The organism is Streptomyces sp. CAU 1734 (genome assembly GCF_039888735.1).
In the GTDB taxonomy this organism is placed as follows: domain Bacteria; phylum Actinomycetota; class Actinomycetes; order Streptomycetales; family Streptomycetaceae; genus Streptomyces.
Genome location: NZ_JBDQQP010000014.1, coordinates 1 through 26,477, shown reverse-complemented (window position 1 = coordinate 26,477; position 26,477 = coordinate 1). Strand labels below are relative to the sequence as shown.

General features: G+C 71.9%; 20 protein-coding genes. 4 read left to right on the top strand and 16 right to left on the bottom strand.

Translation table 11 applies throughout. The features are described 5' to 3' along the window. Positions 1–263 precede the first annotated feature (263 nt). The 5 genes from ilvC to AAFN69_RS25575 form a co-directional block, all read right to left on the bottom strand. Positions 264–1,265, bottom strand: coding sequence for a ketol-acid reductoisomerase (ilvC, locus tag AAFN69_RS25595; protein WP_347731111.1), 1,002 nt, complete (start codon positions 1,263–1,265; stop codon positions 264–266). A gap of 263 nt (positions 1,266–1,528) precedes the next feature. After that, positions 1,529–2,053 (bottom strand): acetolactate synthase small subunit, encoded by a 525-nt coding sequence (gene ilvN / locus AAFN69_RS25590; protein WP_347731110.1) that lies wholly within the window; start codon positions 2,051–2,053, stop codon positions 1,529–1,531. Between the two features lie 29 nt (positions 2,054–2,082). Then, the gene (locus AAFN69_RS25585) at positions 2,083–3,942 is read right to left on the bottom strand and encodes an acetolactate synthase large subunit (RefSeq protein ID WP_347731108.1); all 1,860 of its coding nucleotides are present in this window, start codon (positions 3,940–3,942) and stop codon (positions 2,083–2,085) included. 337 nt (positions 3,943–4,279) lie between these two features. Further along, positions 4,280–7,093, bottom strand: coding sequence for an EAL domain-containing protein (locus AAFN69_RS25580; protein WP_347731107.1), 2,814 nt, complete (start codon positions 7,091–7,093; stop codon positions 4,280–4,282). A 998-nt stretch (positions 7,094–8,091) separates the two neighbouring features. Further along, positions 8,092–9,042: a 2-hydroxyacid dehydrogenase gene (locus tag AAFN69_RS25575; protein ID WP_347731106.1), complete on the bottom strand. Its 951-nt coding sequence runs from the start codon at positions 9,040–9,042 to the stop codon at positions 8,092–8,094. Between the two features lie 220 nt (positions 9,043–9,262). Here AAFN69_RS25575 and AAFN69_RS25570 point away from each other — a divergent pair, with 220 nt between their 5' ends. The 3 genes from AAFN69_RS25570 (at position 9,263) to AAFN69_RS25560 (ending at position 11,914) form a co-directional block, all read left to right on the top strand. Then, positions 9,263–10,321, top strand: a complete 1,059-nt coding sequence (locus AAFN69_RS25570) for an aldo/keto reductase (RefSeq protein WP_347731105.1) — start codon at positions 9,263–9,265, stop codon at positions 10,319–10,321. Between the two features lie 184 nt (positions 10,322–10,505). Continuing rightward, entirely contained in the window at positions 10,506–11,699 is a 1,194-nt protein-coding gene (locus tag AAFN69_RS25565) for a PQQ-dependent sugar dehydrogenase (RefSeq protein ID WP_347731103.1), read from the top strand. A 14-nt stretch (positions 11,700–11,713) separates the two neighbouring features. After that, positions 11,714–11,914, top strand: coding sequence for a DUF6191 domain-containing protein (locus tag AAFN69_RS25560; protein ID WP_347731102.1), 201 nt, complete (start codon positions 11,714–11,716; stop codon positions 11,912–11,914). A gap of 111 nt (positions 11,915–12,025) precedes the next feature. Here the strand turns inward: AAFN69_RS25560 and AAFN69_RS25555 are convergent, their stop codons facing one another. From AAFN69_RS25555 to AAFN69_RS25525, 7 genes are all read right to left on the bottom strand, one after another. Continuing rightward, positions 12,026–15,109, bottom strand: a complete 3,084-nt coding sequence (locus tag AAFN69_RS25555) for an AAA family ATPase (RefSeq protein WP_347731289.1) — start codon at positions 15,107–15,109, stop codon at positions 12,026–12,028. Between the two features lie 159 nt (positions 15,110–15,268). Beyond that, positions 15,269–15,439, bottom strand: a complete 171-nt coding sequence (locus tag AAFN69_RS25550; RefSeq protein WP_347731101.1) for a hypothetical protein — start codon at positions 15,437–15,439, stop codon at positions 15,269–15,271. 364 nt (positions 15,440–15,803) lie between these two features. Then, a complete protein-coding gene (locus AAFN69_RS25545) occupies positions 15,804–16,418 on the bottom strand; it encodes a hypothetical protein (RefSeq protein WP_347731099.1) in 615 nt (204 codons plus the stop codon). 83 nt (positions 16,419–16,501) lie between these two features. Next, a complete protein-coding gene (locus AAFN69_RS25540; protein ID WP_347731098.1) occupies positions 16,502–17,368 on the bottom strand; it encodes a DUF4394 domain-containing protein in 867 nt (288 codons plus the stop codon). Between the two features lie 127 nt (positions 17,369–17,495). After that, positions 17,496–17,879: a hypothetical protein gene (locus AAFN69_RS25535; RefSeq protein WP_347731097.1), complete on the bottom strand. Its 384-nt coding sequence runs from the start codon at positions 17,877–17,879 to the stop codon at positions 17,496–17,498. 77 nt (positions 17,880–17,956) lie between these two features. Further along, on the bottom strand, positions 17,957–18,526 hold the full coding sequence (locus AAFN69_RS25530; RefSeq protein ID WP_347731096.1) for a GNAT family protein: 570 nt from the start codon (positions 18,524–18,526) through the stop codon (positions 17,957–17,959). A 23-nt stretch (positions 18,527–18,549) separates the two neighbouring features. Then, on the bottom strand, positions 18,550–20,811 hold the full coding sequence (locus AAFN69_RS25525; protein ID WP_347731095.1) for an MMPL family transporter: 2,262 nt from the start codon (positions 20,809–20,811) through the stop codon (positions 18,550–18,552). Between the two features lie 333 nt (positions 20,812–21,144). On the opposite strand from AAFN69_RS25525, the gene AAFN69_RS25520 reads away from it, so the two are divergent. Continuing rightward, positions 21,145–22,053 carry a hypothetical protein gene (locus tag AAFN69_RS25520; protein WP_347731287.1) on the top strand — a complete coding sequence of 303 codons (909 nt, stop codon included), beginning with the start codon at positions 21,145–21,147 and terminating at the stop codon, positions 22,051–22,053. Positions 22,054–22,366: 313 nt separating this feature from the next. Here the strand turns inward: AAFN69_RS25520 and gatB are convergent, their stop codons facing one another. The 4 genes from gatB to gatC are packed head-to-tail and all read right to left on the bottom strand — an operon-like array spanning position 22,367 to position 25,927. Then, positions 22,367–23,878, bottom strand: a complete 1,512-nt coding sequence (gatB, locus tag AAFN69_RS25515; protein WP_347731094.1) for an Asp-tRNA(Asn)/Glu-tRNA(Gln) amidotransferase subunit GatB — start codon at positions 23,876–23,878, stop codon at positions 22,367–22,369. Between the two features lie 16 nt (positions 23,879–23,894). After that, the gene (locus AAFN69_RS25510) at positions 23,895–24,134 is read right to left on the bottom strand and encodes a hypothetical protein (RefSeq protein ID WP_347731093.1); all 240 of its coding nucleotides are present in this window, start codon (positions 24,132–24,134) and stop codon (positions 23,895–23,897) included. After that, the gene (gene gatA / locus AAFN69_RS25505) at positions 24,131–25,624 is read right to left on the bottom strand and encodes an Asp-tRNA(Asn)/Glu-tRNA(Gln) amidotransferase subunit GatA (protein WP_347731091.1); all 1,494 of its coding nucleotides are present in this window, start codon (positions 25,622–25,624) and stop codon (positions 24,131–24,133) included. Before gatA ends, AAFN69_RS25510 begins: the two co-directional genes overlap by 4 nt. Before the next feature lie 6 nt (positions 25,625–25,630). Further along, complete coding sequence (gene gatC / locus AAFN69_RS25500; RefSeq protein WP_347731090.1) at positions 25,631–25,927, bottom strand: Asp-tRNA(Asn)/Glu-tRNA(Gln) amidotransferase subunit GatC; 297 nt, start codon at positions 25,925–25,927, stop codon at positions 25,631–25,633. Positions 25,928–26,477: the final 550 nt, after the last annotated feature.

Below are 26,477 nucleotides of genomic sequence, written 5' to 3'. Positions count from 1 at the left end.
GCAGCGGTGGAGGGGCTAGCCGCGTGGAAGACGCACGACACTGTGGGCCTGACGCGTAGGTGTTGTTGGGAAGTGTAGTGCCGCACCGGACCTTGTCTTGCGCCCGAGCGGCAGGATCACCCGTCCGTGGCAGGCCGGAGCGGCGGGGCACGGCTTCCGTGCGCCCCCGGCGCACGGAAGGGGCAGAGCGCCGGAAGGGTGCGCCCCCGGTGCCGGAAACGGCCGCGGGCCGGGACTTCGTCGTCCCGGCCCGCGGCTCGTGCTCACGCCTCGTCGTTGTCGACCCAGCTCATGAGCTTCCGCAGCTCCTTGCCGGTGGTCTCCAGCAGGTGGTTCTCGTCCTGCGTCTTGTACTCGTTGTACTTCTTCAGACCGCCGTGGTACTCGTCCATCCAGTTCTTGGCGAAGGTGCCGTCCTGGATCTCGGCGAGGACCTTCTTCATCTCGACCTTGGTCTGGTCGGTGATGATGCGGGGGCCGGTGACGTAGTCGCCCCACTCGGCGGTCTCGGAGACCGACCAGCGCATCTTCTCCAGGCCGCCCTCGTACATGAGGTCCACGATCAGCTTCAGCTCGTGGAGGCACTCGAAGTACGCGATCTCGGGCTGGTATCCGGCCTCGACCAGGGTCTCGAAGCCGGCCTTCACCAGCGCGGAGGCGCCACCGCAGAGGACGGCCTGCTCGCCGAAGAGGTCGGTCTCGGTCTCCTCGGTGAAGGTGGTCTTGATGACGCCGGCGCGGGTGCCGCCGATGCCCTTGGCGTACGACAGGGCGAGCGCGAAGGCGTTGCCCGAGGCGTCCTGCTCGACGGCCGCGATACACGGAACGCCGCGGCCCTCCTCGTACTGGCGGCGGACGAGGTGGCCCGGGCCCTTGGGGGCGACCATGGCGACGTCGACACCGGCCGGGGGCTTGATGAAGCCGAAGCGGATGTTGAGGCCGTGGCCGAAGAACAGCGCGTCGCCGTCCTTCAGGTGCGGGGCGACGGACTCCTCGTAGACCTGGCCCTGGATGGGGTCCGGGACCAGGATCATGATGACGTCGGCCCAGGCGGACGCCTCGGCGGGGGTGACGACGGTCAGGCCCTGCTCCTCGGCCTTCGCCTTGGACTTGGAGCCCTCGTGCAGGCCGACCCGGACATCGACGCCCGAGTCCCGGAGCGACAGCGCGTGGGCGTGGCCCTGGCTGCCGTATCCGAGAACCGCGACCTTGCGGTTCTGGATGATGGACAGGTCGGCGTCGTCGTCGTAGAACAGCTCGGCCACTGGGATATCTCCTTGGTGTGCAGGTGTGCGTCCCACCGTACGGCGGGGAGGGATGAGGACGTTCGGGGGTCTCGCCATACGAGCGGTTCCGGGGTGAACGGTTCCATATGAACCACTCGTCGCATATGGACCACTCCGTATGAGCGGCCGGTGCGAGCACTCCGTACCGGCGAATCCGCGGGGTGCGCGGTGCGGGTGCGGAGGGACGAGTGGCGGGTGCGGAGCGGCGGGGATCGGGCCGCTCCGCACGGCGAGTGGTGGTGCTACGCGCTGCGGTCGAGGGCGCGCAGGGACCGGTCGGTGATGGACCGGGCGCCGCGCCCTATGGCGATGGTGCCGGACTGGACCAATTCCTTGATGCCGAACTGCTCCAGCATCTTGAGCATCGCCTCCAGCTTGTCGCTGGATCCGGTGGCCTCGATGGTGACCGCGTCGGGCGAGACGTCCACCGTCTTGGCGCGGAAGAGCTGGACGATCTCCACGATCTGGGAGCGGGTCTCATTGTCCGCGCGGACCTTGACCAGGACCAGTTCGCGCTGGATCGCGGAGCCGGGCTCCAGCTCGACGATCTTGAGGACGTTGACCAGCTTGTTGAGCTGCTTGGTGACCTGTTCCAGCGGCAGTTCCTCGACACCGACCACGATGGTGATGCGGGAGATGTCGGGGTGTTCGGTGACGCCGACCGCGAGCGAGTCGATGTTGAAGCCCCGGCGGGAGAACAGTGCGGCGATCCGGGCGAGGATGCCCGGGGTGTTCTCGACCAGCACGGAGAGCGTGTGCTTGGACATGGGTGTCTCTCTCGTCTCTCTCTGCTCGCTCAGTCGTCTTCGCTGTCGCCGAAGTCGGGGCGGACGCCCCGGGCGGCCATGACCTCGTCGTTGGAGGTGCCGGCGGCGACCATCGGCCAGACCATGGCGTCCTCGTGGACGATGAAGTCGATCACGACGGGGCGGTCGTTGATGGAGTTGGCCTCGGCGATGACCTTGTCCAGGTCGTCCGGGGACTCACAGCGGATCGCGTGACAGCCCATGGCCTCCGACAGCTTGACGAAGTCGGGGACGCGGGTCCCGGCGCTGGGCTCCTTGCCGGTGGCGCCGGGGCCGGAGTGCAGCACGGTGTTGGAGTAGCGCTGGTTGTAGAAGAGGGTCTGCCACTGGCGGACCATCCCGAGGGCGCCGTTGTTGATGATGGCGACCTTGATGGGGATGTTGTTGAGGGCGCAGGTGGTCAGTTCCTGATTGGTCATCTGGAAGCAGCCGTCGCCGTCGATCGCCCAGACGGTGCGCTCGGGGGCGCCCGCCTTCGCGCCCATGGCGGCCGGGACCGCGTAGCCCATGGTTCCGGCGCCGCCGGAGTTCAGCCAGGTGGCGGGCTTCTCGTACTGGATGAAGTGGGCCGCCCACATCTGGTGCTGGCCGACGCCGGCCGCGTAGATGGTGTCCTCGGGGGCGAGCTGCCCGATCCGCTGGATGACCTGCTGCGGCGAGAGGCTGCCGTTCTCCGGCTGGTCGTAGCCGAGGGGGTAGGTCTCGCGCCAGCGGTTGAGGTCCTTCCACCAGACGCCGTAGTCGCCGGTGTGGCCGTCGCTGTGCTCGGCCTGGACGGCCTGGACCAGGTCGGCGATGACCTCGCGGGCGTCGCCGACGATCGGCACGTCGGCGGTGCGGTTCTTGCCGATCTCGGCGGGGTCGACATCGGCGTGGACGATCTTCGCGTACGGGGCGAAGCTGTCCAGCTTGCCGGTGACGCGGTCATCGAAACGGGCTCCGAGGGCGACGATCAGGTCGGCCTTCTGCAGCGCGGTGACGGCGGTGACCGAACCGTGCATGCCCGGCATTCCGACGTGCAGCGGGTGGCTGTCGGGGAATGCGCCCAGCGCCATCAGGGTGGTGGTGACGGGGGCTCCGGTGAGTTCCGCGAGCACCTTCAGCTCGGCGGTGGCGCGGGCCTTGAGGACGCCGCCGCCGACATAGAGGACCGGGCGCTTGGCCTGGACGATCAGCTTGGCGGCCTCGCGGATCTGCTTGGCGTGCGGCTTGGTCACGGGCCGGTAGCCGGGCAGGTCCTGGGAGGGCGGCCAGCTGAAGGTGGTCCTGGCCTGGAGGGCGTCCTTGGCGATGTCGACGAGGACGGGCCCGGGGCGGCCGGTGGAGGCGATGTGGAACGCCTGGGCGATGGTGCGGGGGATGTCCTCGGCCTTGGTGACCAGGAAGTTGTGCTTGGTGATCGGCATGGTGATGCCGACGATGTCCGCCTCCTGGAAGGCGTCGGTGCCGATCGCCTTGGAGGCGACCTGGCCGGTGATCGCGACCAGCGGCACCGAGTCCATGTGCGCGTCGGCGATCGGGGTGACCAGGTTGGTGGCGCCCGGCCCCGAGGTGGCCATGCAGACGCCGACCTTGCCGGTGGCCTGTGCGTATCCGGTGGCGGCGTGTCCCGCGCCCTGCTCGTGGCGGACCAAGATGTGCCGGACTCGGGTGGAGTCCATCATCGGGTCGTACGCGGGGAGGATCGCTCCCCCGGGGATGCCGAATACCGTGTCGGCCCCCACTTCCTCGAGAGAGCGGATGAGGGACTGGGCGCCCGTGACGTGCTCGACTGCGGAGGTCGGGTGTCCGACGTGACGGGCCCGCGGCTGCGGATGGTGGGCCCCGGTGGCCTGCTCGGTCATCGGCATTCTCTTCTCGAAGCTGAGGGCTGAAGCTGCGTCTGATGCTGCGGATTCTGCGGGGGTGGTGCTGGTGGTGCGTCCACCGGTGTGGCGGCTGTTCCCCGGTGAGGCACCGGTTCACTGGTCCGGCGTCCGCGATTCACTGAGGGTTTTACGGTGATTTGTTGTACCGGTTCACGGTGTCGGTGCAACAAAAAACCCCTCGTGCCGTGAGGCAAGCGAGGGGAGCGCGTCGGGAAGGTCTGCGGGGACTTGGGCAAGTCCCCGCTCAGCCGACGCGCTTTCCAAGTACGAGAATTCGGGTGCGCATGGCATTGACCCTCCCTCCGACGCGGTACAGCTGTCAAGCGGGTGGGACGCGCGTCTCACTATTCGGTCCGGTGAGGGTGCCGACCGCACCACCCGTCAGAACGGGCAGCGGCATCCCGCCGGCGACCGGGAAATCGTCTCTGACCAGGGCCCGGCGCAGCCGGTACTCGTCCAGGCAGCCGGAGAAGGCCATGCCCTGGCCATGGGTGCAGCCCATGGCGCGCAGGGCCAGCACCTGCTCGGGGACGTCCACTCCCTCGGCCATCGTCTGAAGGCCGAGATCGCCGGCGATCCGCAGCAGCCCACTGGTGATCTTGTGCAGCCGTCCGGACTCGACGATGCCCTCCACCAGGCTCCGCTCCAGTTTCAGTATGTCCACGGGGAGCCTGCGCAGGGCGGTGAGCCCGGCATGGCCGCCGCCGACCCCGCCCAGGGCGATCCGCACCCCGAGCCTGCGCAGCGCCACCAGCCGCTGCTCCAGATCGTCCAGGGAGATCCGCGGATCGCTGTCGGAGAGCTCCACGATGAGCGCGCCGGAGGGCAGGCCGTGCCGGCTGAGCAGTGCCTCCACGGTGGTGAGCGGGAGGGAGCGGTCCAGCAGCCGGCGGGCGGAGAGCCGGACGGAGACGGGCACCCGGTGGCCGAGCCGGTCGCGCTCGGCGGCCTGCTCCACCGCCTCCTCCAGGAGCCACCGGCCGAGCTCGGCGGCGCGCTCTCCGCCGTCGGAGACGCGGAGGAATTCGGCGGGGGTGAAGAGGATGCCCTGGGTGGAGCGCCAGCGGGCCTGGGCGGCGACGGCCTCGATCCCGCCGGTGGTGAGGCTGACGACGGGCTGGTGGAGGAGGGCGAATTCGCCCTCGTGCAGGGCGTTGCGGAGCCGGACGGCGAGCTCGGTCCGGCGGACCACCTCGGCCTGCATCTGCGGGACGTAGAGCTCGACCCGGTCCTTGCCGCCGGCCTTGGCCCGGTACATGGCGAGGTCGGCGTTGCGCATCAGATCGGTCGGGGTGATGCCGGGCTCGGCGAAGGCGACACCGATGGAGGCGGCGACCCGGACGTCCTGGCCGTCGATCCGGTAGGGCTGGGAGAGGGTGAGCCGGAGCCGGTCGGCGATCTCGATGACCTGGCTCTCGCGGGCCGCCTGGCCCCGGATGCCGTCGCCGAGGATGAGGGCGGCGAATTCGTCGCCGCCGAGCCGGGCCGCCGTGTCGCCGGAGCGCACGGAGTCGGCCAGCCGGTGGGCGGCCTGGATGAGCAGCTCGTCCCCGGCCTGGTGGCCGAGCCGGTCATTGACGCCCTTGAAGCCGTCGAGGTCGATGAAGAGCACGGCGGTGCCCGGGTCGCCGGCGCGGCGGCCGGTGAGGGCCTGGCGCACCCGCTCGGTGAAGAGGGCGCGGTTGGGGAGGTCGGTGAGGGGGTCGTGCTCGGCGCTGTGCTGAAGCTGGGCCTGGAGCCTGACCCGCTCGGTGACATCGCGGCTGTTGAAGAGCAGGCCGCCCTGGTGGCGGTTGACCGTGGACTCCACATTCAGCCACTCGCCGTGCCCCGACCTGAAGCGGCACTCGATCCGGGTGGTGGGCTCATCGGCGGGCGGAGCGGCCAGGAATCGCCGGATTTCGTGGAGAACCCGGCCGAGATCATCGGGGTGGATGAGGGAGGAGAGGGGGGAATCGATCAGGTCATCCGCCTCGCAGCCGTAGACGCCGGAGGCCGCCGGGCTCACATACTGAAGTGTCCCGCTGGGGTCCGCGATCATGATCACATCGCTGGAGCCCTGGACCAGCGAGCGGAAGTGGTTCTCCTTCTGCGCCAGTTCATTGGTGAGGGCGATGTTGTCGACGAGCATGATGGCCTGCCGGACGACCAGGGCGAGCACGACGGTGCAGCCGGTGAAGACGACGAACCGGTCGACCGTCTTCCCCTGGACGATGTTGTAGAGGATCCCGAGGGTGCTGACGGCCGCGGCGAGGTAGGGCGCGAGGGCGGAGACCGACCCGGCGAACCGGCCGCGCGGCGAGTGCGGGTCGGCCGGCCCCGGCGGGCCGGGTGTCTCGACGGCGCGGCGGGCGCCCCAGGGGGCGTAGGCGAGGAGCAGCGAGCCGGCGAACCAGCCGGCGTCCAGGAGCTGGCCCGAGCGGTAGGTCTCGCGCAGCAGGGGTGAGGTGAAGAGGGCGTCGCAGACCACGGTGAGGGCGAGGGCGCCGATGGCGGTGTTCACGGCGGAGCGGTTGGTGGCCGAGCGCCGGAAGTGGAGGGCGAGGACCATGCTGACGAGCACGATGTCGAGCAGCGGATAGGCGAGGGAGAGCGCGGCCGGTGCCACGCTCTCGCCCTGGACGCGGGTGGTGTGCGCGAGGGCGAGGCTCCAGGAGAGGGTGAGCAGGGAGCCGCCGATCAGCCAGGCGTCGAGGCCGAGGCAGACCCAGCCGGAGCGGGTGTCGGGGCGCTTGGCGAGGACGAGGAGGCCGATGATGGCGGGCGGGGCGAAGCAGAGGAAGAAGAGATCGGCGAGGGAGAGCCCGGGCACCTCGCGGTCCAGGACGACCTCGTACCAGCCCCAGACGGCGTTTCCGGCGCAGCCCATGGCGGAGGAGAGCCCGAAGAGCACCCAGGCGGGCCGGAGCCGGGGTGGGCTGGTGCGGGCGTAGAGGAAGCAGGAGATGGCGGCGACGAGCGCGCCGGCGCTGAGTCCGAAATCGCCCATGATCAGGGCCAGCTTCCGTGAGCCCCAGCCGAGGGCGGCGCCGACGGCGTATCCGGCGCAGATCAGGGCGAGGAGCAACTGGGCAAGGAGTCCCCGGGCGGTGGGTGCGCTTCCGCCGGCGGGCAGGGCTCCCGGGGCGCTCACCGGGCCACCCCGCGGGGTGTGGCCGCGGCCGGGGAGAGCGGCACGGGGGCCGGGGGGCGGGGCGGGGGCGCATGGCGGCGTTTCCCCGTCGCGCGGGTGGCATGGGAATGATCCCGGTCGGTCCGGGGGCGCTTCGGCGGCGTATGGGCGTGTGCCGCCGTCGCACGGGAGCGTGCGGTGGTCGTACGCGGCGGGGGCGGGGAGCTCCGCCCGGGTGCCGGGACGGCCCGGGGACGGGCGGCGAACTCCGCCGCCGGGCCCGCCTCTTCGGTCTCCGACCAGGTGAATCGCGGCCCGCGGGCGGGGTGCCGCGGATTCCCGGGGCACGGGCCGGGGCCGCCGGGACGCGGGTGTCCGGCGTACGCGCGCGGCGGGTGCGCGCGGCGGCGGGCGGCCGGGGCGGCGGCCCGGGGGGAGTCCGTGTCCGTGCGGGAGCGGGGCACCGCCGTCGCGGCGGCGGGCGGGCCGCCGGCGGCCGGGGCGGGTGCCGGTGCCGTGCCCGGCGGGCCGGCGGCGGGGAGTCCGTACGGGGTCGCCGGCGGATCGGTACGGAGCGGCGAGGGGCCGGGGGACGGCGGAACCGCCCAGGTGGGCGGGGTGTCCCCGGCCGCGGGCGGATCGGCCGCCGTCGCCGCACGGGTGCGGTGTGCCACAGTGAGCGGGGGTCGTCGCCAACGTCCCCGCCGTGTCGGTTCTTTGGTCCACTGGCCGTGCATCACCCGTCGCCCCCCTCGAATTCTGATTGGCAGTCAGGTCGCGCTGCCGCACCGCCCCTTGCCCGGTGCAGCCCCCAGGGTCGGACGATACACCAGGATCGTCACTCAGGGACATAGCTCCTCTACTCTCAGTGACCACCATTCGTCACGCAGGCACGCGGAGCGATCGTCCGACTTCGCAGAGTTTTCGGTTGTGACGAGGTCCGACCTGCGGCGGCGACGGCTCCGGCCGGGTTCCGCTGCCATGGTGCCGGGACGGCTCACCACAGCGGAATACCGGGGCTATTCGGTGGTGAGTACGACATTGTCCACCGGGCGACCCGCTACAAAACGGTCGATCTGAGCGGCGAGCAGCCGCTTGGCACGGGGCAGGAAGGCCGAGGTGGCACCGCCGGTGTGGGGGCTGATCAGCACTCCGGGCGCCCGCCAGAGCGGATGACCGGCGGGCAGCGGCTCGGGATCGGTGACATCGAGGGCGGCGGTGATACGTCCGCTCCCGGCCTCGGCGAGGAGCGCCCCGGTGTCCACGACCTGCCCCCGGGCGACATTGACCAGCAGCGCGCCGTCCTTCATCCGGGCCAGGAAATCGGCGTTCACCAGGCCCTTTGTCTGTTCCGTCAGGGGCGTGGCGAGGATCACGACATCGGCGTCCGGGAGCAGGGAGGGCATCCGCTCCAGCGGGTGCACCGGGCCGCGCGCCGCGGCACGGGCGGAGCGCGCGACCCGTTCGATCCGCGCGCACTCGAACGGAACCAGCCGGTCCTCGATCGCGGCGCCGATCGATCCGTACCCGACGATGAGCACCGACTTGTCGGCGAGCGCGGGCCGGAATCCGAGCAGCCACTCCTGCCGGTCCTGACCGCGGACGAAGTCCGGCACACCGCGCAGGGAGGCGAGCGTGAGGGTGAGCGCGAGCTCCGCGGTGGAGGCGTCGTGCACCCCCCTGGCATTGCAGAGGCGTACGCCGGAGTGCAGCGATCCGAGGGCCTGTTCCATGTGGTCGGTGCCTGCGGAGAGTGTCTGAACTACCCGTACGGATGTCATTCCGGACAGCGGACGGACCGCGACCTCGGCTCCCTGGAGGTACGGGGTGGTGTAGAAGACGCAGTCCGCAGGGTCGGCGGGGTACTCCGGGTCGCCGTCCCAGAAGAGGTAGCGGTGGCCGGTGGCCGCCGCCTCCGGGAGCCCGGTTATCTCGCGGGGATCGATGGAGAGCCAGATGTCGGAAGTCATGGTCAGGAGGTTAGGTCGTGTCCTCACCGTTCCGTCCGCCCGCCCTCCGGGCGGACGACGCCACGGTGAGGACACTCCCCGGGGCCTCACCTTTTGTGCCGTCCCGGGGTGGTTGCCCGGCCCGGCGGGGAGAGAGGTGCCCGCCGCCCGCGAGCCTGCGCGGAGGAGGGCGGCCCCCATTGGCTAGTTTGGGGGGCGGCTGAGGGAGGGGTAAGGGCAGTTGGAGCGCAGGACTATCGGTGCGGCGGCTCTGGAGGTGGGCGCGGTCGGGTTGGGATGTATGCCGATGAACTGGGCGTACACCGCCTCCCAGCGGCGCGGGGAGCGCTCGTTGCGCACGGTGCACGCGGCACTGGACGCGGGCTCCACCCTCCTGGACACGGCCGATATGTACGGTCCGTTCACCAATGAACTGCTGCTGGGCCGGGCCCTGAGCGGGCGGCGGCGGGACGCCTTCGTGTCGACCAAGGTCGGGCTGCTCGTCGGTGATCAGCACGTGGTCGCCAATGGGCGGCCGGGGTATGTGAAACGGGCGTGTGACGCGTCGCTGCGGCGGCTCCAGACCGATGTGATCGATCTGTACCAGCTGCACCGGGCCGATCCGGAGATCCCGGTCGAGGAGACCTGGGGGGCGATGGCGGAGCTGGTCGGCGCCGGCAAGGTGCGGGCGCTCGGGATGTGCGCGGTGGGGGCGCGCGAGGGGTGGGCGGCCGGGGCCGGGGGACGGTCCGCGGCGGGCCGGACGGCGGGGGCGCGGGGTGTCCGGCGCGCCGGGGAGCATCTGTACGAGGGAACGATCCGCCAGTTGGAGCGGATGCAGCAGGTGTTCCCGGTGAGCGCGGTGCAGGCGGAGCTGTCGGTCTGGTCGCCGGAGGCGCTGGACCGGCTGCTGCCCTGGTGCGAGGCGCGGGGGGTGGGCTTTCTCGCCGCGATGCCGCTGGGGAACGGCTATCTGACCGGGACGCTGACACCGGGGCAGGGGTTCGAGCCGGATGATCCGCGGGCGCGGCATGCGCGGTTCACGGCGGAGATGATGGCGGCGAATCAGCCGGTGGTGTCGGGGCTGCGGCGGATCGCGGCCCGGCACGGGCCGGGGACGACTCCGGCGCAGGTGGCGCTGGCGTGGGTGCTGGGGCGGGGGCGGCATGTGGTGGCGGTGCCGGGGACGAAGCGGGTGGAGTGGGCGGTGGAGAACGCGGCGGCGGCGCGGCTGGTGCTCTCGGAGCGGGATGTACGGGAGGTGGCGTCGCTGCCTGCGGCGCGGGGGTCGTGGGACTGAGGGGCAGCTGGAGCCGGCCGCGGCGGGGTGAGGCGGGAGCGCGGGCGGCGAGGGTCCGGCGTGGCGGGAAAGGCGCGGCCGGATCTCGATGTCGCGGTTGGGGAACTTCGGGGAGCCGAGCGGTGTAGGAAGAGTAGTCGGGCAGCTCCTGCCGCCGACGGGTGGATCGGAAGGGATCGGTACTGTGCAACGTCCTGTGGTAACTGCCGCGCTGGCCGCGGTCGTCGTTCTGCTGGCGGCGGGCTGCTCGTCGGGTGACGGGGGCGGCGAGGGGGCGTCGGGCGGCATGCTCGGGTCGAGCCCGCCGGCCGCGGACCCGTCGCGATCCGGATCCGCGCCGGCCACGAGCGGCACGGGCTCCCCGCCGCCGTCCGCACCGCCCGCGAAGGGCTCGGTGAAGGTGGTCTCGACCATCACGGAGGGATTGGCGTCGCCCTGGGGCGCGGTGGCGCTGCCCGACGGGGATCTGCTGGTCTCCTCGCGCGACGAGGGGACGATCACCCGGGTCGACGCCGGGAGCGGGAAGAAGACGGTGATCGGCTCGGTGCCGGGGGTGGCCGCGCAGGGCGAGGGCGGGCTGATGGGCCTGGCCCTCTCCCCCGGCTTCGCCTCCGACCGCATGGTGTACGCCTACTTCACCACCGCTTCGGACAACCGCATCGCCCGGATGCTCTACGACGACCGCAAGGCCGCCGGGAGGCAGCTCGGCGCACCGGACACCGTACTGCGGGACATCCCCAAGGGATTCACCCACAATGGCGGCCGGATCGCCTTCGGCCCGGACAAAATGCTCTACGCGGGTACGGGTGAGACGGGCGAGACCGGGCTCTCGCAGGATCCGGAATCCCTCGGCGGGAAGATTCTCCGGATGACCCCGGAGGGCCGGCCGGCGCCGGGCAACCCCGATCCGGACTCCCTGGTCTATTCGCTGGGGCATCGCAATGTGCAGGGGCTGGCCTGGGATTCCGGGAAGCGGCTGTGGGCCGCCGAGTTCGGCCAGAACACCTGGGACGAGCTGAATCTGATCGAGCCGGGCAAGAACTACGGCTGGCCCGAAGTGGAGGGCCGGGAAGGCAAGTCCGGCTTTGTGGACCCGGTCGTCCAGTGGAGTACGGACAAGGCGTCCCCGAGCGGTATCGCCTATGCGGAGGGTTCGATCTGGATGGCGGGGCTGCGCGGCGAGCGGCTGTGGCGCATCCCGCTGGCCGGTGCGGAACCATCCGCGCAGCCCCAGTCGTTCCTCTCCGGGAAGCACGGCCGGCTCCGTACCGTCGTCGCGACGGGTGGCTCCGAGCTCTTGCTGATGACCAGCGAGACGGACGGGCGAGGCACACCGGGGGCGGAAGACGACCGGATCCTCCGGCTGGAGGTGGAGTGAGAGGTGGACCGGCTGTGTTCGGCGCATTCGAGGAAATCTTCTCCCCCGGGCAGAAACACACGAGCGATGAGCGCAACCGCCTGGCGCTGACCCGGACCGATGTCGTCGCCGGGGATCCCTGCCGCGGGCCGATAGATCTGTCCTCGGGCCAGGCGGTCATCCGGCGCCCGGTGGAAGCGGTGGCGGAGGCGGACACCGGCGGCGGCGAGGACTGACCGGGGCTGTCGGGGACGTGAGCCGGGCGGGTGCGGGGACAAGGACAGGGATGCGGCAGGGTACGCACCCCCGGGCCGGGGCCGTACCGGGGTCCGTGCCCCGCCCCGGCCTCAGGCGGAGGCGGCGGGGTTCTCCTGCTCCAGGGGGAAGAGACGCAGCCGGTGGGCGAGGGCGGCGGCCTCCCCGCGGCCCGCGACGCCCAGTTTGGCGAGGATGTTGGAGACATGGACGCTCGCGGTCTTCGGGGAGATGAAGAGCGCCTCGGCTATCTGGCGGTTGCTCCGCCCCGCCGTCACCAGACGCAGGACATCCTCCTCGCGCGGGGTGAGTCCCAGCACCGGCCCCGGTGACGGCTCGGCGGACGCGCCGGCCCCGGAGGCGGCGACCGTCAGCGGGACCCGGACGCGCTGGGCCAGCAGGGCGATGTCGGCGGCCAGCGGGCGGGCGCCCAGCGAGCCGGCCGTCGCATGGGCCCGGCGCAGGAGATCGGCCGCACGGGCCCGGTCCGACGAGAGCAGGGACTCGGCCAGGCGCAGCTGGACGACGGCCCGCTCATAGGGGAAGTCCACCTCGGCGAAGGCATCCGCCACCTCCGCCCAGTCGGCCTCGGTGTCCTCGCGCCCGGCCCGGCGGAGCTCGGCCCGGACCCATCTCTCGTGGGCCGCCCACGCGGGTACGACAGTGGGCAGCCGCCCCGCGGCGCGCCCGATGCGCTCCAGGGCCTCGGCCCGGCCCTGTTCGGCGGCGGGCAGCCCGCGGGAGTCTGCCTCCAGGGCGGCGGCGACCCGCAGCAGCGGCCAGGCGTAACGCTGGGCGCTGGGCGGGAATCCGTCCTCGGAGATGCGCGCGAACTCGGCCCGCGCATCGGCCACCCGGCCCTCGGCCGCGGCGAGGGCGAGCGCGATCATCGCGAGTGGCATGGAACTCTGCGGCATCGGATCGTGGGGCCCGAAGTGCTCGCGGGCCGCCCGCAGCCGGTCGGCCGCCTTGGCGATGTCGCCCCGGACCAGCGCGAGGACGGCGAGCATGATCGCGGCGTACCCGCGGGGCTTGGGGCTCAGGCCCGTCTGCAGGGCCTTCTCGGCGTGCTCGGACGCCTGGTCCCAGCAGCCGAGGGAGTAGTACGACTCGGCCATGTTGCTGAGCATCCAGGACTTGGAGTCCAGCAGCCCGTAGTGGTGCAGGACATCGACGCCCTCGGCCATCATCGTCACCGCCTCACGGGAACGGCCGACATTCTCCAGGGTGGCCGGGAGATTCACATGGACGCGGCCGATGAGGGAGGGCAGCCCGAGAACGATCGCCCGCTCCCGCACCGCCCGCATCTCGGTGAGTCCGGTGTCGATGTCACCGGCGTCGACCAGCAGTCCGCCGAGGACCAGCCGGGCGCGGAGCTCGATCTCCTCCTCGCCGACCATCCGGGCGTACTCCACCGCCCGCTCGGCCGTCTCCATGCTGTCCGGCCCGGGGACATGGAGCCGGTGCCAGCCGGCCACCTCGGCGAGGACCTCCGCATGGACGGCGGACGGCGGAAGGCCGCGCACCAGCTCCTGCGCCTCGGCCAGTTCGGCCCAGCCGTCGCCGCGGCCGAGCGAGGAGACCAGCCGGGAGCGCTCGACACAGAACCAGGCCCGGCGCAGCGGATCGCCCTCCTCGGCGGCGAGCCGCAGCCCCCGCTTGTTGATCTTCATGACGCGCTCTCGTTCACCGCTGAGGCGCCCGGCCACGGTGGCCGCCGCCATCAGGTCGAGAAACCGCAGCGGACCCGCCGTGACGCCGCGGCCCCGGGCCGGATACGCCTCGGCGTAGTCCAGCGGGCGCAGCTCCGCCCGCACCTCGTCCGGGGCGCTGTCCCAGATCTCCATCGCCCGCTCCAGCAGGCGCAGCTGCTCGGCGTAGGCATGGCGCCGCCAGGCCTCGATCGACGCCCCGAGCACGGCGGGCAGGGCCTTGGCCGGAACATTGGCCCGGTACCAGTAACCGGCCAGCCGGGTGGCCCGCTCGTCCTCCCGGACGAGGGAGGGGTCGGCCTCCAGGGCCTCGGCACAGCGCCGGTTGAGCCGGGAGCGCTCGCCGGGCAGCAGATCGTCGCTGACGGCCTCGCGGGCGAGGGAGTGCCGGAAGCGGTAGCCGTCGCCATCGGCGTTGGCCAGCAGGATATTGGCCCCGACACCGGCCCGCAGGGCCTCGATGAGCTCGTCCTCGCCGAGCCCGGCGACCGCGAGCAGCAGCCCGTACTCCACCGTGGAGCCGCCCTCGGCGATGATCCGGGCCACCCGCTGGGTGTCCTCGGGCAGCGCCTCCACCCGTACGAGCAGTACGTCCCGCAGGGAGTCGGAGAGGCCGCAGGTGCTGCCGTCGGCCATGCTGCGGGCCAGCTCCTCCACGAAGAAGGCATTGCCGTCGGAGCGCTCGAAGACGCGGTCCACCATGGCGGGTTCGGGTTCGCCGGCGAGGATGCCGGCGAGCTGGCCGTGGACCTCGTCGCGGTTGAACCGGGTCAGCTCGATGCGCTGGACGGTGCGCATCCGGTCCATCTCGGCGAGGAAGGGGCGCAGCGGATGGCGCCGGTGCACATCGTCGGAGCGATAGGTGGCGATGACGGCCAGCCGCCCCCGGCGCAGGGTGCGGAAGAGATAGGCCAGCAGATGACGGGTGGAGGCGTCCGCCCAGTGCAGATCCTCCAGGACGAGGACGATGGTGTGGTCGGTGGCGATCCGCTCCAGCAGCCGGGCCGTGAGCTCGAAGAGGCGCGCGCGGTCCTCCTCGTCCTGTCTGCTGTGCTCGCCGCGCGGCCGCTCCCCCAGCTCGGGCAGCAGCCGGGCCAGCTCCTCCTCCTGTCCGGCGGCGGCGGCGGCCAGCTCCCGCGGAAGGTGTCGGTGGAGCGCCCGCAGCGCGCTGGAGAAGGGGGCGAACGGCAGCCCGTCGGCGCCGATCTCGACACAGCCGCCGACGGCGACCATGGCGCCGTCGCCGCAGGCCCGGGATATCAGCTCCTCGATGAGACGGGTCTTGCCGACCCCGGCCTCTCCCCCGATGAGCAGCGCCTGCGGTTCGCCCGGGAGGCGCTGCCCGCCGTGCGGATCCGCCGCGCCGCCGGTCGCGCGGCTGAGCGCGCCGGTGAGCGCCGACAGCTCACGGGCGCGCCCGACGAACACTGGGCTGACTGACCTGGTCTCCACGCTGCCGAGCATCGCACAGGGTGCTGACAGCGTGGCACCTACAGTCATCTTCGGATCTCCGGAGTGAGGTGATTTCAGTGGCTATTGAGTGATTTGGCTGTTCATTGTTCGGCCGGACGGCCCGATGGCTCCGATGGCTCCGATGGGCCGGCCATCCGGCCGGGGGGCCGGTCAGGCGGCCCGGATGAACCGTTCGGCGGGGTCGCCGGCACCCTTTCTCCCGGCGTCGCCGGCGCGGGCGGCCTCCCGGCGCGCCTTGCGCACCCGGCGTACGAGGCTGTGGGTCCGGGCCTCCTCGATCAGTTCGGCGCGGCGGATCTCCTGGAGCCGGTACTGGAACATCTGGTCCCCCTGGGTGGTGGAGTGGTGCGGCGTTTCGCCGTGACACCAATCTCGCGTCCCAGGCGGGGGCGGGACATCGGGAGGATTCCGCATCCGGGCCGGGCCGGGGGCCTTAGGCGGGGCGACGGGCGGGGGCGCGGGCCTTAGGGCCGGGAGGGCAGGAAGGGGCAGGGGCCTCAGGACCGGGCGGAAGCAGGGCCTCGGGGCCGGGCGGGACCCGGGGCAGCCCGGCGGGACCTTGGCACCGGGCCGGGCGGAGGCCCTGGGCAGCCGGGCGCCGGGCCGCCCTCCGTACGCGGCTCGCCCCGGACCCCGGCCCCGAGCGGGGCGAAGGCGTCCGGGGCGAGCCGCGTGCGTACCGGGGTCAGGAGCCCGCGGCCTCCGGCAGCGAGAAGATCACATCGAAGTACATGCCCACCGCGACCAGGACACCGAGACCGCCGAGTGCCGCACCCGCCACGGCGAAGGCCCGTACCCAGCCCGGCTTGCGCGGCAGCGAGAGCACGGCGATGCCGGCGATCACGGCGAGCATCGCGAACACCCCGTTGACCAGCGCGGTGGCATGCCAGGCGTCACCGTAGAGCGCGGCGATCTGGTCGGCGGCGGTCCGCTCCTGGGTGGCCTCGATCTGGCCGATCAGAGTCTGGCGCTCGGCGGCGATCCGGCCGACCCAGCTCCCGCTCAGCCCGATGACACCGAGCCCGGCGGCCACCACGGCCGCGGCGGAGGAGAGGAGTCCGGAGGATTCGCGGGCCGGCTCCGGCTCCGTCTCGTCTTCCCCGTCACCGTCCGCGTCGGCACTCTCGCCGGTGCCGTAGTCGGTCTCGTCCACGACCACCAGGGGGTCGGCCTCGGCGGCCTCCGCGTGCTTGCCGTCGGCCGGCTTCTTCAGGGTGGGTCCGGCGGACTCGGGGCGGGCGGACTCGCCGTCCGCCCCGTTCGGCTCGCCGGTGTTCTTGTCGGTGTCCTGGGGGTTCATGCGGGCACGCTATGCGCCCTGTCTGAGAGTCCCCTTAACCGCCCGTGCCCCGGCGCACCGGATGCTCGTGAAACGGCCGTTTCTCAGCTCTGGCCGATCGGCAGAGCGATATCGGCGACCTGCCGGGCCGCGGGGAAGACGCCCAGGTCACGGGCGGTGCCGGTCAGCAGATTGATGGCGTACAGCCGGTACACGGTACCGGTGCGCAGGGTGGCGAAACCGTGATTGACGCCCTTGGCCGCCGAGTAGTGGATGTCGAATCCGGCGTCCGGGCCGGCGTCGGTGCCGAGGCCGCCGGTGGGGGCGAGGGTCCCGGTGTTGGCGGGCGACTGGAGTACGACCCGGTCGGTGAGGGTGTCCAGGTCGAAAAGGGTCGTGGCCGTCGCCGCGGCGAGGTCGTTGTTGGTGTACGCGGCGGCCGTCACGCCCTGTGCGGCGGAGGGCGGCGTGGTGGGGTTGGTGAGGGTGCCGTCGGCGATCGTGCCCAGCGGTCCCGTGGTGTCGTCGATGTTGTGCCGGAGATTCTGGCCGGTGTCGCTGACCACGCGCAGCCGGTTGGCGGCCGGATTGAAGTCGACCCCGAACCGCGTGCCCGTCAGGCCCACGGTGAGCTGGGAGACCTTGACCGCTCTGGCGTTCGCCGGGTCGAGGGTGTAGACACCGCCCCGGTCGCCGACCCCGTACAGCTTGAGGTTCTGGACCCGGTAGTCGATGCCGATGAGCGCGGTGTCGCCGGAGAGCCCGTTCACGGCGCCTCTCGGCACGGCCTTCGACGGCTTGTCGACGGCGAACTCCACCAGCCGCTGATCGGTGGTCAGCCCCACGGCGGTGAGCGCCCCGGCGGCCCCGGACCGGGCCTTCCCGGCGGGCGCCGTACGCGAATCGGCGAAGGCGGGGGCGGCGAGTGCGGCGGCCAGGCAGACGGAGACCGCGACGGCGGAGATGCGCATGGTCCTGCTCCTTGTACGTGAGGCCCGCCCCTGATGGGGGCGGTGTCCGTACCGGGTTCGGAACCGGCGCGCGGCGGGATGGGAGCCGGGGCCGCGGACCACCCCGATGGCGTACGCGGAAGCGGGCTCAGCGGGGGACGGCCACGATCTGTTCGGCGTCCTCGTAAACGATCGTCCCCGGGTCGCGGGATTCGACCCGTACGCAGGCCACGCCGTGCGCCCGCAGCAGCCGGAGGTAGCCGTCCACCCGCTCGATGAGATGCACCGCCGCGGGCTTGAACCACGCGACCGCGCCGGGGTTGCGCTCGCGGTCGTAGACGGTGGGGTCGGCGTCGGATGGATTGGTGTAGTGGGTGTCGTACCAGTCATTGGCCGAGCGCCAGAACCGGTACTCCTCCTCGGACAGCCGGCCCTCCCGGGCAAGGCCGTTGGCCAGGGCGAAGACCCCGGGGAAATGGCCGTGCGGACTCCGTTCCACTCCCTGGAACCGCACATACACCGTCTCGCGCACCCCGGACCGGTCCCTTCCGCGTCAGCCGCACCGTGTGCGGAAGGCTGCCGGACCGGGCGGCCGGGCCGCAAGGGCCGCTACCGGGCCGGCCGGCCGGCGCGCCAGTGCGGGGCCAGGACGGACCAGTACTCCATGTCGTGGCGGACTCCCCGGTGGAGGTACGACTCGCGCAGTACGCCCTCCCGGGTCATCCCGAGCCGTTCGGCGACCCTGACGCTCGCGGTGTTCCCGGCCGCGGTCACCCACTCGATCCGGTGCATTCCGCGCTCCTCGACCGCCCAGTCGATCAGGATCCGGGCGGCGCGGGTGATCAGGCCGCGGCCGACGGCAGCGGGCTCCAGCCAGCAGCCGACCTCGCAGGTGCCGGCGGCGGCGTCGAAGACGCGGAAGAGGACTCCGCCGACCAGGGTGCCGTCCAGCCAGATGCCGTGGACACGGCCGCCGTCGGCGGCCTGCTTGTCGGCGTACGACTGGAGGTACGCCCGGGCCCCGTCCAGGTCACGGACCACATCGGGCAGTCCGATGAAGCGGCCGATGTGCTCCCGTCCCCGGTCCATGTGGGCGAGGAATTCCGCCGCCCGCCAGGGCTCCAGGGGCCGCAGCTCGGCGCCGGGGGTGCCCGGGGTGTCCAGGGGTATCGCGAACATCGTGCTCTCTCTTCTCCGGGCCGTTACCGAACGAACCGCTCGCTGTCGCCGATTCGCGGCCCGGGAATTTTCGCACAGCCGGACGATTCGGACGGGCCGTCCTCGCCGGACCCGGCCGGCGGTTCGACCGTCAGCTGCGGAAGCCACCGGTCCAGGCGCCGCGGGAGCCACCAGTTCGCCCCGCCGAGCAGATGCATCAGGGCCGGGACCAGCAGGGTGCGCAGCACGAAGGCGTCCAGTGCGACAGCGGCGGCGAGCGCGATGCCGAACATCGCGATCACCCGGTCGCCGCTGAGCACGAAGGCGAGAAAGACCGCGATCATGATCACGGCGGCGGAGTTGATCACCCGGCTGGTCTCGGCGAGGCCGACCCGTACCGCCCGCCGGTTGTCGCCGGTCTCGCGCCACTCCTCGTACATCCGGCTGATCAGGAAGACCTGGTAGTCCATGGAGAGCCCGAAGAGCACCGAGACCATGATCACCGGCAGGAAGGGTTCGATCGGCCCCGCGCTGCCGAGGCCCAGGAACTCGCTGCCCCATCCCCACTGGAAGATCGCGACGACGACCCCGAAGGAGGCGGCGACGGCGGCCAGATTCATCACCGCCGCCTTGACGGGTATCGCGATCGAGCGGAAGGCCAGCAGCAGGAGCAGCGAGCCGAGCGCGACGATCACCCCGACGAAGAGCGGCAGTTTGCCGATGATGACGGCGGCGAAGTCGTCATAGCTCGCGGTCACCCCGCCGACCAGCACCTCCGGGCCGGTGCCGCCCGAGGCGGCGGGCAGCAGTTCGGTGCGGAGCCGGTCGACCAGCTCGCTGGTGGCCTTCGACTGGGGGGACGAATCGGGGACGACGGTGAGCACCGCCGTGTCCCCGGCGGCGTTGTACGCGACCGGGCTCACCGACGCGATGCCGTCGGCGCCCCGCAGAGCCGCGGGCAGCCGGTCCATCGCGAGCACATCGCCGGGTCCGGTGAGCGGGGCGACCAGGGTGAGCGGGCCGTTCACCCCGGGGCCGAAGCCCCCGGTCCCGCCCGGGCCGCCGTGCGCGAGCAGGTCGTACGCCTTGCGGGTGGTGGACGAGGCCGGGTGATTGCCCTGGTCGGAGGTGCCGAGGTGGAGGGAGAGGGCGGGCAGCGCGAGTACGGCCATGGCCACCGCCGCGACCGCCGCCAGCAGCTTCGGCCGCCGCTCCACGAAGGCGGACCAGCGGGCGGCGAAGCAGGTGGGCGGCTCCGGCCGGGGGCCGTGGTCGCCGAGCCGGCGCCGCTCACGGCCGCTGAGGGCCCGCATCCCGATGAAGGAGAGCAGCGCGGGCAGCAGGGTGACGGAGGCGGCGACGGTGAGCACGACGGTCAGACAGGCGGCGATGGCCACGCCGGTGAGGAAGTCGAGCCGCAGGATCAGCATCCCGAGCAGGGCGATACAGACGGTGGCACCGGCGAAGACCACGGCACGGCCGGTGGTGGCCACGGCATCCCGCGCGGCCTCGGCCACCGGCAGCCCGGCGCGCAGCCCCTTGCGGTGGCGGGTGACGATGAAGAGGGCGTAATCGATGCCGACACCGAGCCCGATCAGCATGCCGAGCATCGGGGCGAAGTCGGCCACCGTCATGACATGCCCGAGGAGCACGGTGCCCGCGTAGGCCGTGCCGACGGAGACGAGGGCGGTGGCGATGGGGAGAAGGCTGGCCGCGAGCGAGCCGAAGGCGAGAAAGAGCACCACGGCGGCGACCGCGATCCCGACGAGCTCGGCGGTGTGCCCGCCGGTCGCGCCGGGGACCTGGTCGAGCCCGGCCGCGGTGCCGCCGAGTTCGACCCGGAGCCCATCGGCGCGGGCCGACCGGGCGGTTTCGGTGAACCGGTCGATCTGCGCGCGCGGCATGTCCGCGGCAGGCCGGTCGAAGGTGACGGTGGCGTACGCGGTGCGCCCGTCCGGGCTGATCCGCCCGGCGCCGCCGGGCTCGTGGGGGCCGGCGACGGAGGCCACCCCCGGGAGTGCGCCGACCGCGTCGAGCATGGGGTCGACGCGTTCCCGGACCGCTTCGGCGCGGACCCCGCCCGCGGCCGAGTGCCAGACGATGACATCGCTCTCGCCGTGACTGCCGGGGAAACCCTCCCGCAGCAGCTGGGCGGCGCGGCCGGACTCGGTTCCGGGGACCTCGTAGTCCTGGGAGTACGCCGTTCCGGCCATCACCGCGGTGATGGCGGCCCCGGCGCAGGTGGCGGCCCAGAGCAGTACGGCGATGAGTCGGTGGGTGATGCACCACCGGGCGATGGCTGCCAACGGGCTCGCTCCCTGGGGGTTCGCGGATCTCGCTCGGGGACAGCCCGAAAAAGAACTCTTGACCTGTGGGACACACTCTGGCAGCGAATAGTGATCGTTTGACCATTTGCACTGGTTTCGTGGATTTCCTCACAGCGGCAGGACGGTGGGCTGGGGTACCTTCCGCGCCGCCGGGGATGGGATCCGGCCATGTCGACCACCGGTGGGACGGTGCCCACTTCCCCGGCCCCGGCGGGGGCGGCCGGGCGCGGGCGGACCGTTCCGGGGAGGGAATCCGGCTTCTCCCAGCGGATGTTGTCAGTGATGACTGGCACGATGGACGGCATGGAGAACATGGACGGCGTGGAGCACGCGGGGGCCGGCCGGCCGATCCTGCTGCCCGGCGAGGCCGCGGAGTTCGCCCGGACCCTGCACGACACCCCCGCGGAGTTCATCGGCCGCGCCCCGGTGCCGGTGCTCGCCCATGAGCCGGGGGCCTCGCTCCGGGAGCGGCGGGAGTCGTTCCGCCAGGTGTACGAGGCGGTCGTGGGCCGGATAGGCCGCCCCACCCTGCACGGCGGCTCGGCCGGCGGCCCCAATGTCCGCTGGCGCAGCGCCGGCCGGATCGTCCTGCTCTCGGGCAACCACCAGCGCGCCCAGCTGTCGGTCCATGACACCGACGCCCTGGAGTACGAGGAGCTGCGCACCTTCGAATGGGGCGGCGCCTGGTCGGCCGATGAGCCTCATGACTTCGACCTCCTCCCCTACACCTGGCAGCTGGACCGGGCGGGGCCCGGGGAGCCGCCGGCCGAGCGGACCGGCGGGCGGATGGCCTCCTCGCTGGAGCAGTTCGAGAGCGCGCTGGAGCTGCTGCTGGCCGCCTGGGTCGAGCAGCTTCCCGTGCAGGTCGGTGACGAGTGGGCGGGCTTCTCCCTGACCAGCGGCGCCGACCGGGGGCGCCAGTTGCAGATCACCTACTCGCTGGTGGACGGCCTCCATGTCTCCGTGGACGACCGCGACGGCGACGACAGCCCCGAGCGCGCCCGGCTGATGCACTCCCGGGGGTGGCAGGCCCGTGACCGCGGGTGGTGGCAGACCGAATTCCCGTCCCCGGAGCGCCCGGAGACCGCGGCGGCGGCCCGCCTGGCGATAGCGGAGCTGCGGGCCCGGGGCACCCGGGAGCCGAAGGATCTCCGGGCCCGCGATGTGAGCTGCAAGGACCGGGGCGAGCTGCTGCTGCCGGGGCTGGGCGTGCGCCACTGAGGGCGGCGGGCCCGTGCGCGGCCTGGTTCCGCCCGCGCCCGCCCCTTGCCCGTCTGTCTCCCCCGCTGTGCGTGCGCCTTCCCGCCCGCCTGCCCTCGCTGTACGTGCCCGTTCCAGCCGCCTGCCCCCGTTGTACGTGCCCGTTCCACCCGGGCCCTTCATCCGCGCCCACTTGTCCGTTCGCACGCACCCGGCCTCGGAACGCGCCGTGGCCCGTACCGGGACCGGCCGGCCCGGCCGGCACTGCGCCGGTGGTGCCGTCCGGGCCGGTACGGGCCGCGGTGGACCCGGAAGCATCCGGGGCCGTGGTGTGTCAGCCCTCGCTCACACCGAGCTTCTCCAGGATCAGCTCCTTGACGCGCGCCGCGTCGGCCTGGCCGCGCGTCGCCTTCATCACCGCGCCGACGAGCGCGCCGACCGCCGCGACCTTGCCGCCGCGGATCTTGTCGGCGATGGCCGCGTTCCCCGCGATGGCCTCCTCCACGGCCGTGGTGAGCGCGCCGTCGTCGGAGACGACCTTCAGACCGCGCTTGTCGACCACGGTGTCGGGGTCGCCCTCGCCCGCGAGCACGCCCTCGATGACCTGGCGGGCCAGCTTGTCATTGAGGTCACCGGCGGCGACCAGCGCGGCCACCCGGGCGACCTGCGCCGGGGTGATCGGCAGCTCCTCCAGCGCGCGGCCGGACTCATTGGCATTGCGCGCCAGCTCGCCCATCCACCACTTGCGGGCCTGGTCGGCCGGGGCTCCGGCGTCCGTCGTGGCGACGATCAGCTCGACCGCGCCCGCGTTGAGGATGGACTGCATGTCGTGCTCGGAGACACCCCACTCCTCGCGGAGCCGGTTCCGGCGGACCCGGGGCAGCTCGGGCAGACCCGCCCGCAGCTCCTCCACCCACTCCCGCGCGGGAGCGACCGGGACCAGGTCGGGCTCCGGGAAGTACCGGTAGTCCTCGGCGTTGTCCTTGATCCGGCCGGAGGTGGTGGAGCCGTCGTCCTCGTGGAAGTGACGGGTCTCCTGGATGATCGTGCCGCCGGACTCCAGCACCGCGGCATGGCGCTGGATCTCGAACCGGGCGGCCCGCTCGACCGAACGGAGCGAGTTGACGTTCTTCGTTTCCGAACGCGTACCGAAGACCTCGGTGCCCTTGGGCATCAGGGACAGGTTCACGTCACAGCGCATCTGGCCCATTTCCATCCGGGCCTCGGAGACGCCGAGCGCCTTGATGAGCTCGCGCAGCTCGGCGACGTACGCCTTGGCGACCTCGGGCGCGCGCTCGCCCGCACCGACGATCGGCTTGGTGACGATCTCGATCAGCGGGATGCCGGCCCGGTTGTAGTCCAGCAGCGAGTGGGACGCGCCGTGGATACGGCCGGTGGCACCGCCGACATGCGTCGACTTGCCGGTGTCCTCCTCCATGTGGGCGCGCTCGATCTCCACGCGGAAGATCTCCCCGTCCTCCAGCTGGACGTCCAGATAGCCGTTGAAGGCGATCGGCTCGTCGTACTGGGAGGTCTGGAAGTTCTTCGGCATGTCCGGATAGAAGTAGTTCTTCCGGGCGAAACGGCACCATTCGGCGATCTCGCAGTTGAGTGCGAGACCGATCTTGACGGCGGACTCGATACCGATCGCGTTGACGACCGGGAGCGAGCCGGGCAGACCGAGACAGGTGGGGCAGGTCTGCGAGTTGGGCGGAGCGCCCAGCTCGGTCGAACAGCCGCAGAACATCTTGGTCTTGGTACCGAGTTCGACATGGACCTCAAGGCCCATGACGGGGTCGTATCCGGCGAGGGCCGCCTCGTACGACACCAATTCAGTGACGGTCACGGTGAAACTTTCCCTCTCAGCCGAACAGAACGTCGTCGTCGCCGAGGCGCTTCAGCTCGCGCACCAGCAGGGCGATGCCCGTGACGAGCGCGGCACCGGTGATCGCGGCGTCGATCAGCCGGAGCGTGTCGTGCTCGGCGCGGGCCGCCTTCACCTGCTTGAGGACGCCGAGCGCCCCGAAAGCGGTGGTGCCGATCGACAGGTAGGTGCCGGCCTTCGACTTCTTGAAGCCCTTGGCCTTGGTCAGTGCGCTCACAGTGACGGTGCCTCCTCCAGCAGCGGGTGACCCCACCTTTCCACGAAGGCGGCCTCGACGGCGGCGCCGACCTTGTACAGCCGGTCGTCCTTCATGGCGGGGGCGATGATCTGCAGGCCGACCGGGAGGTTGTCCTCCGGGGCCAGGCCGCAGGGGAGCGACATGGCGGCATTGCCCGCCAGGTTCGTCGGAATGGTGCACAGGTCCGCGAGGTACATCGCCATCGGGTCGTCGGCGCGCTCCCCGATCGGGAAGGCGGTCGTCGGCGTCGTCGGCGAGATCATCACGTCGACCTGCTCGAAGGCGGCGTCGAAGTCCCGCTTGATCAGGGTGCGGACCTTCTGGGCGCTGCCGTAGTACGCGTCGTAGTAGCCGGAGCTCAGCGCGTACGTACCGAGCATGATCCGGCGCTTGACCTCGGCGCCGAACCCGGCCTCACGCGTGAGAGCGGTGACGTCCTCGGCGGACCTGGTGCCGTCGTCGCCGACCCGCAGGCCGTACCGCATCGCGTCGAAGCGGGCCAGGTTCGAGGAGCACTCGGACGGCGCGATCAGGTAGTACGCGGAGAGGGCGAGGTCGAAGGACGGGCAGTCCACCTCGACCACCTCGGCGCCCAGCTCCTTGAGCAGGACCACCGCCTCGTCGAACCGCTGCATCACGCCGGCCTGGTAGTGCTCGCCGCGGAACTGCTTGACCACACCGACCCGCATGCCCGCCACGCTGCCGTTGCGCGCGGCCTCGACGACCGGCGGGACCGGGGCGTCGATGGAGGTGGAGTCGAGCGGGTCGTGCCCGGCGATCACCTCATGGAGCAGCGCCGCGTCGAGCACCGTACGGGCGCAGGGACCGCCCTGGTCCAGCGACGAGGAGAAGGCCACCATGCCGTAGCGGGAGACCGCGCCGTAGGTGGGCTTCACGCCGACCGTGCCGGTCACCGACGCGGGCTGGCGGATCGAGCCGCCGGTGTCCGTGCCGATGGCCAGCGGGGCCTGGTACGCGGCGAGGGCCGCGCTGGAGCCGCCGCCGGAGCCGCCGGGGATCCGGGTGAGGTCCCACGGGTTGCCGGTGGGGCCGTAGGCGCTGTTCTCGGTCGACGAGCCCATGGCGAATTCGTCCATGTTCGTCTTGCCGAGGATGACGACGTCCGCCTCCTTCAGCCTGCGCGTCAGGGTGGCGTCGTACGGCGGGATCCAGCCTTCGAGGATCTTGGAGCCGACGGTGGTCGGGATCCCCTCGGTGGTGAAGATGTCCTTCAGCGCGAGCGGGACACCCGCGAGGGGGCCCAGCTTCTCGCCCGCGGCACGCTTGGCGTCCACGGCGGCGGCCTGGGCGAGGGCGCCCTCGCGGTCGATGTGCAGGAAGGCGTTGACCTTCTCGTCGACCGCGTCGATCCGGGCCAGGTGGGCCTCGGTGACCTTGACCGCGGTCAGCTCGCCGGAGGCGACCTTCGCGGCGATCTCCGCCGCGGTGAGCTTGATGATGTCCGTCATGGTGTGTTAGTCCTCCCCCAGGATCTGCGGCACCTTGAAACGCTGCTGCTCCTGGGCCGGGGCGCCGGAGAGCGCCTGCTCGGGGGTGAGCGACGGACGGACCTCGTCCGCGCGCATGACATTGGTCAGCGGCAGCGGGTGGGAGGTCGGGGGCACGTCTTGATCGGCGACCTCGGCGACGCGGGCGACCGCGCCGATGATGTCGCCGAGCTGATCGGCGAAGTGGTCGATCTCGTCGCCGGACAGCTCCAGACGGGCCAGGCGGGCGAGGTGTGCGACCTCCTCGCGCGTAATGCCAGGCATGCAGCGATCCTCAGGGGTGAGTGTGAGTGGTATTGAGCCCAATCCTATGGGGCGGGGGTCCTGGACCACGAAACGGTTACCCCGGCCCACCGAACGCGGGTCCCTCCGGGGGGGTGCCCGGGGTCCTGGTCCTTTTCCGGGGCTCCGCCCCGAACCCGGCGCCTCAAACGCCGGCGGGGCTCGGTTTTGGTGCTGTTGGTACGGAGCGGGGCGCCTTGTTCCATGGCGGCCCGGGGGTCCCCCGGCCCCGGAACCGCTTGTCTCTGGTGCGGGAGCGCCCGCCCAGAAGCACCCGCCCACTCTGACGCCCATCACCCACCCACCCACGGGTGACGTTCCGGACCGGGGTTCCCCGCCTTGTGAAACCGTCTCCGAACGCGCGGACACCCTCATAACCGTCATCACGCACTGGGGTCACTCGCGGAAAGGGGGACGCGCAGGAGCGGTACTGGGGCATCAAGCGTGATTTGTGGCGCAAAGGAGAAAGACCAAAACAAGGGCGGTACATGCGCCGTAAATCATGCAGCCCCAGTACCGAACCGGAGCGGCA

Excerpts from the sequence above, each read along its gene's own strand:
- AAFN69_RS25520 (WP_347731287.1), top strand. The coding sequence starts at position 21,145 with ATGGACGGCGTGGAGCACGCGGGGGCCGGCCGGCCGATCCTGCTGCCC.
- AAFN69_RS25530 (WP_347731096.1), bottom strand. The coding sequence starts at position 18,526 with ATGTTCGCGATACCCCTGGACACCCCGGGCACCCCCGGCGCCGAGCTG.
- AAFN69_RS25555 (WP_347731289.1), bottom strand. The coding sequence starts at position 15,109 with ATGCTCGGCAGCGTGGAGACCAGGTCAGTCAGCCCAGTGTTCGTCGGG.
- ilvN (WP_347731110.1), bottom strand. The coding sequence starts at position 2,053 with ATGTCCAAGCACACGCTCTCCGTGCTGGTCGAGAACACCCCGGGCATC.
- AAFN69_RS25550 (WP_347731101.1), bottom strand. The coding sequence starts at position 15,439 with ATGTTCCAGTACCGGCTCCAGGAGATCCGCCGCGCCGAACTGATCGAG.
- gatA (WP_347731091.1), bottom strand. The coding sequence starts at position 25,624 with ATGACGGACATCATCAAGCTCACCGCGGCGGAGATCGCCGCGAAGGTC.
- AAFN69_RS25540 (WP_347731098.1), bottom strand. The coding sequence starts at position 17,368 with ATGCGCATCTCCGCCGTCGCGGTCTCCGTCTGCCTGGCCGCCGCACTC.
- AAFN69_RS25545 (WP_347731099.1), bottom strand. The coding sequence starts at position 16,418 with ATGAACCCCCAGGACACCGACAAGAACACCGGCGAGCCGAACGGGGCG.
- gatC (WP_347731090.1), bottom strand. The coding sequence starts at position 25,927 with ATGCCTGGCATTACGCGCGAGGAGGTCGCACACCTCGCCCGCCTGGCC.
- AAFN69_RS25575 (WP_347731106.1), bottom strand. The coding sequence starts at position 9,042 with ATGACTTCCGACATCTGGCTCTCCATCGATCCCCGCGAGATAACCGGG.
- AAFN69_RS25585 (WP_347731108.1), bottom strand. The coding sequence starts at position 3,942 with ATGCCGATGACCGAGCAGGCCACCGGGGCCCACCATCCGCAGCCGCGG.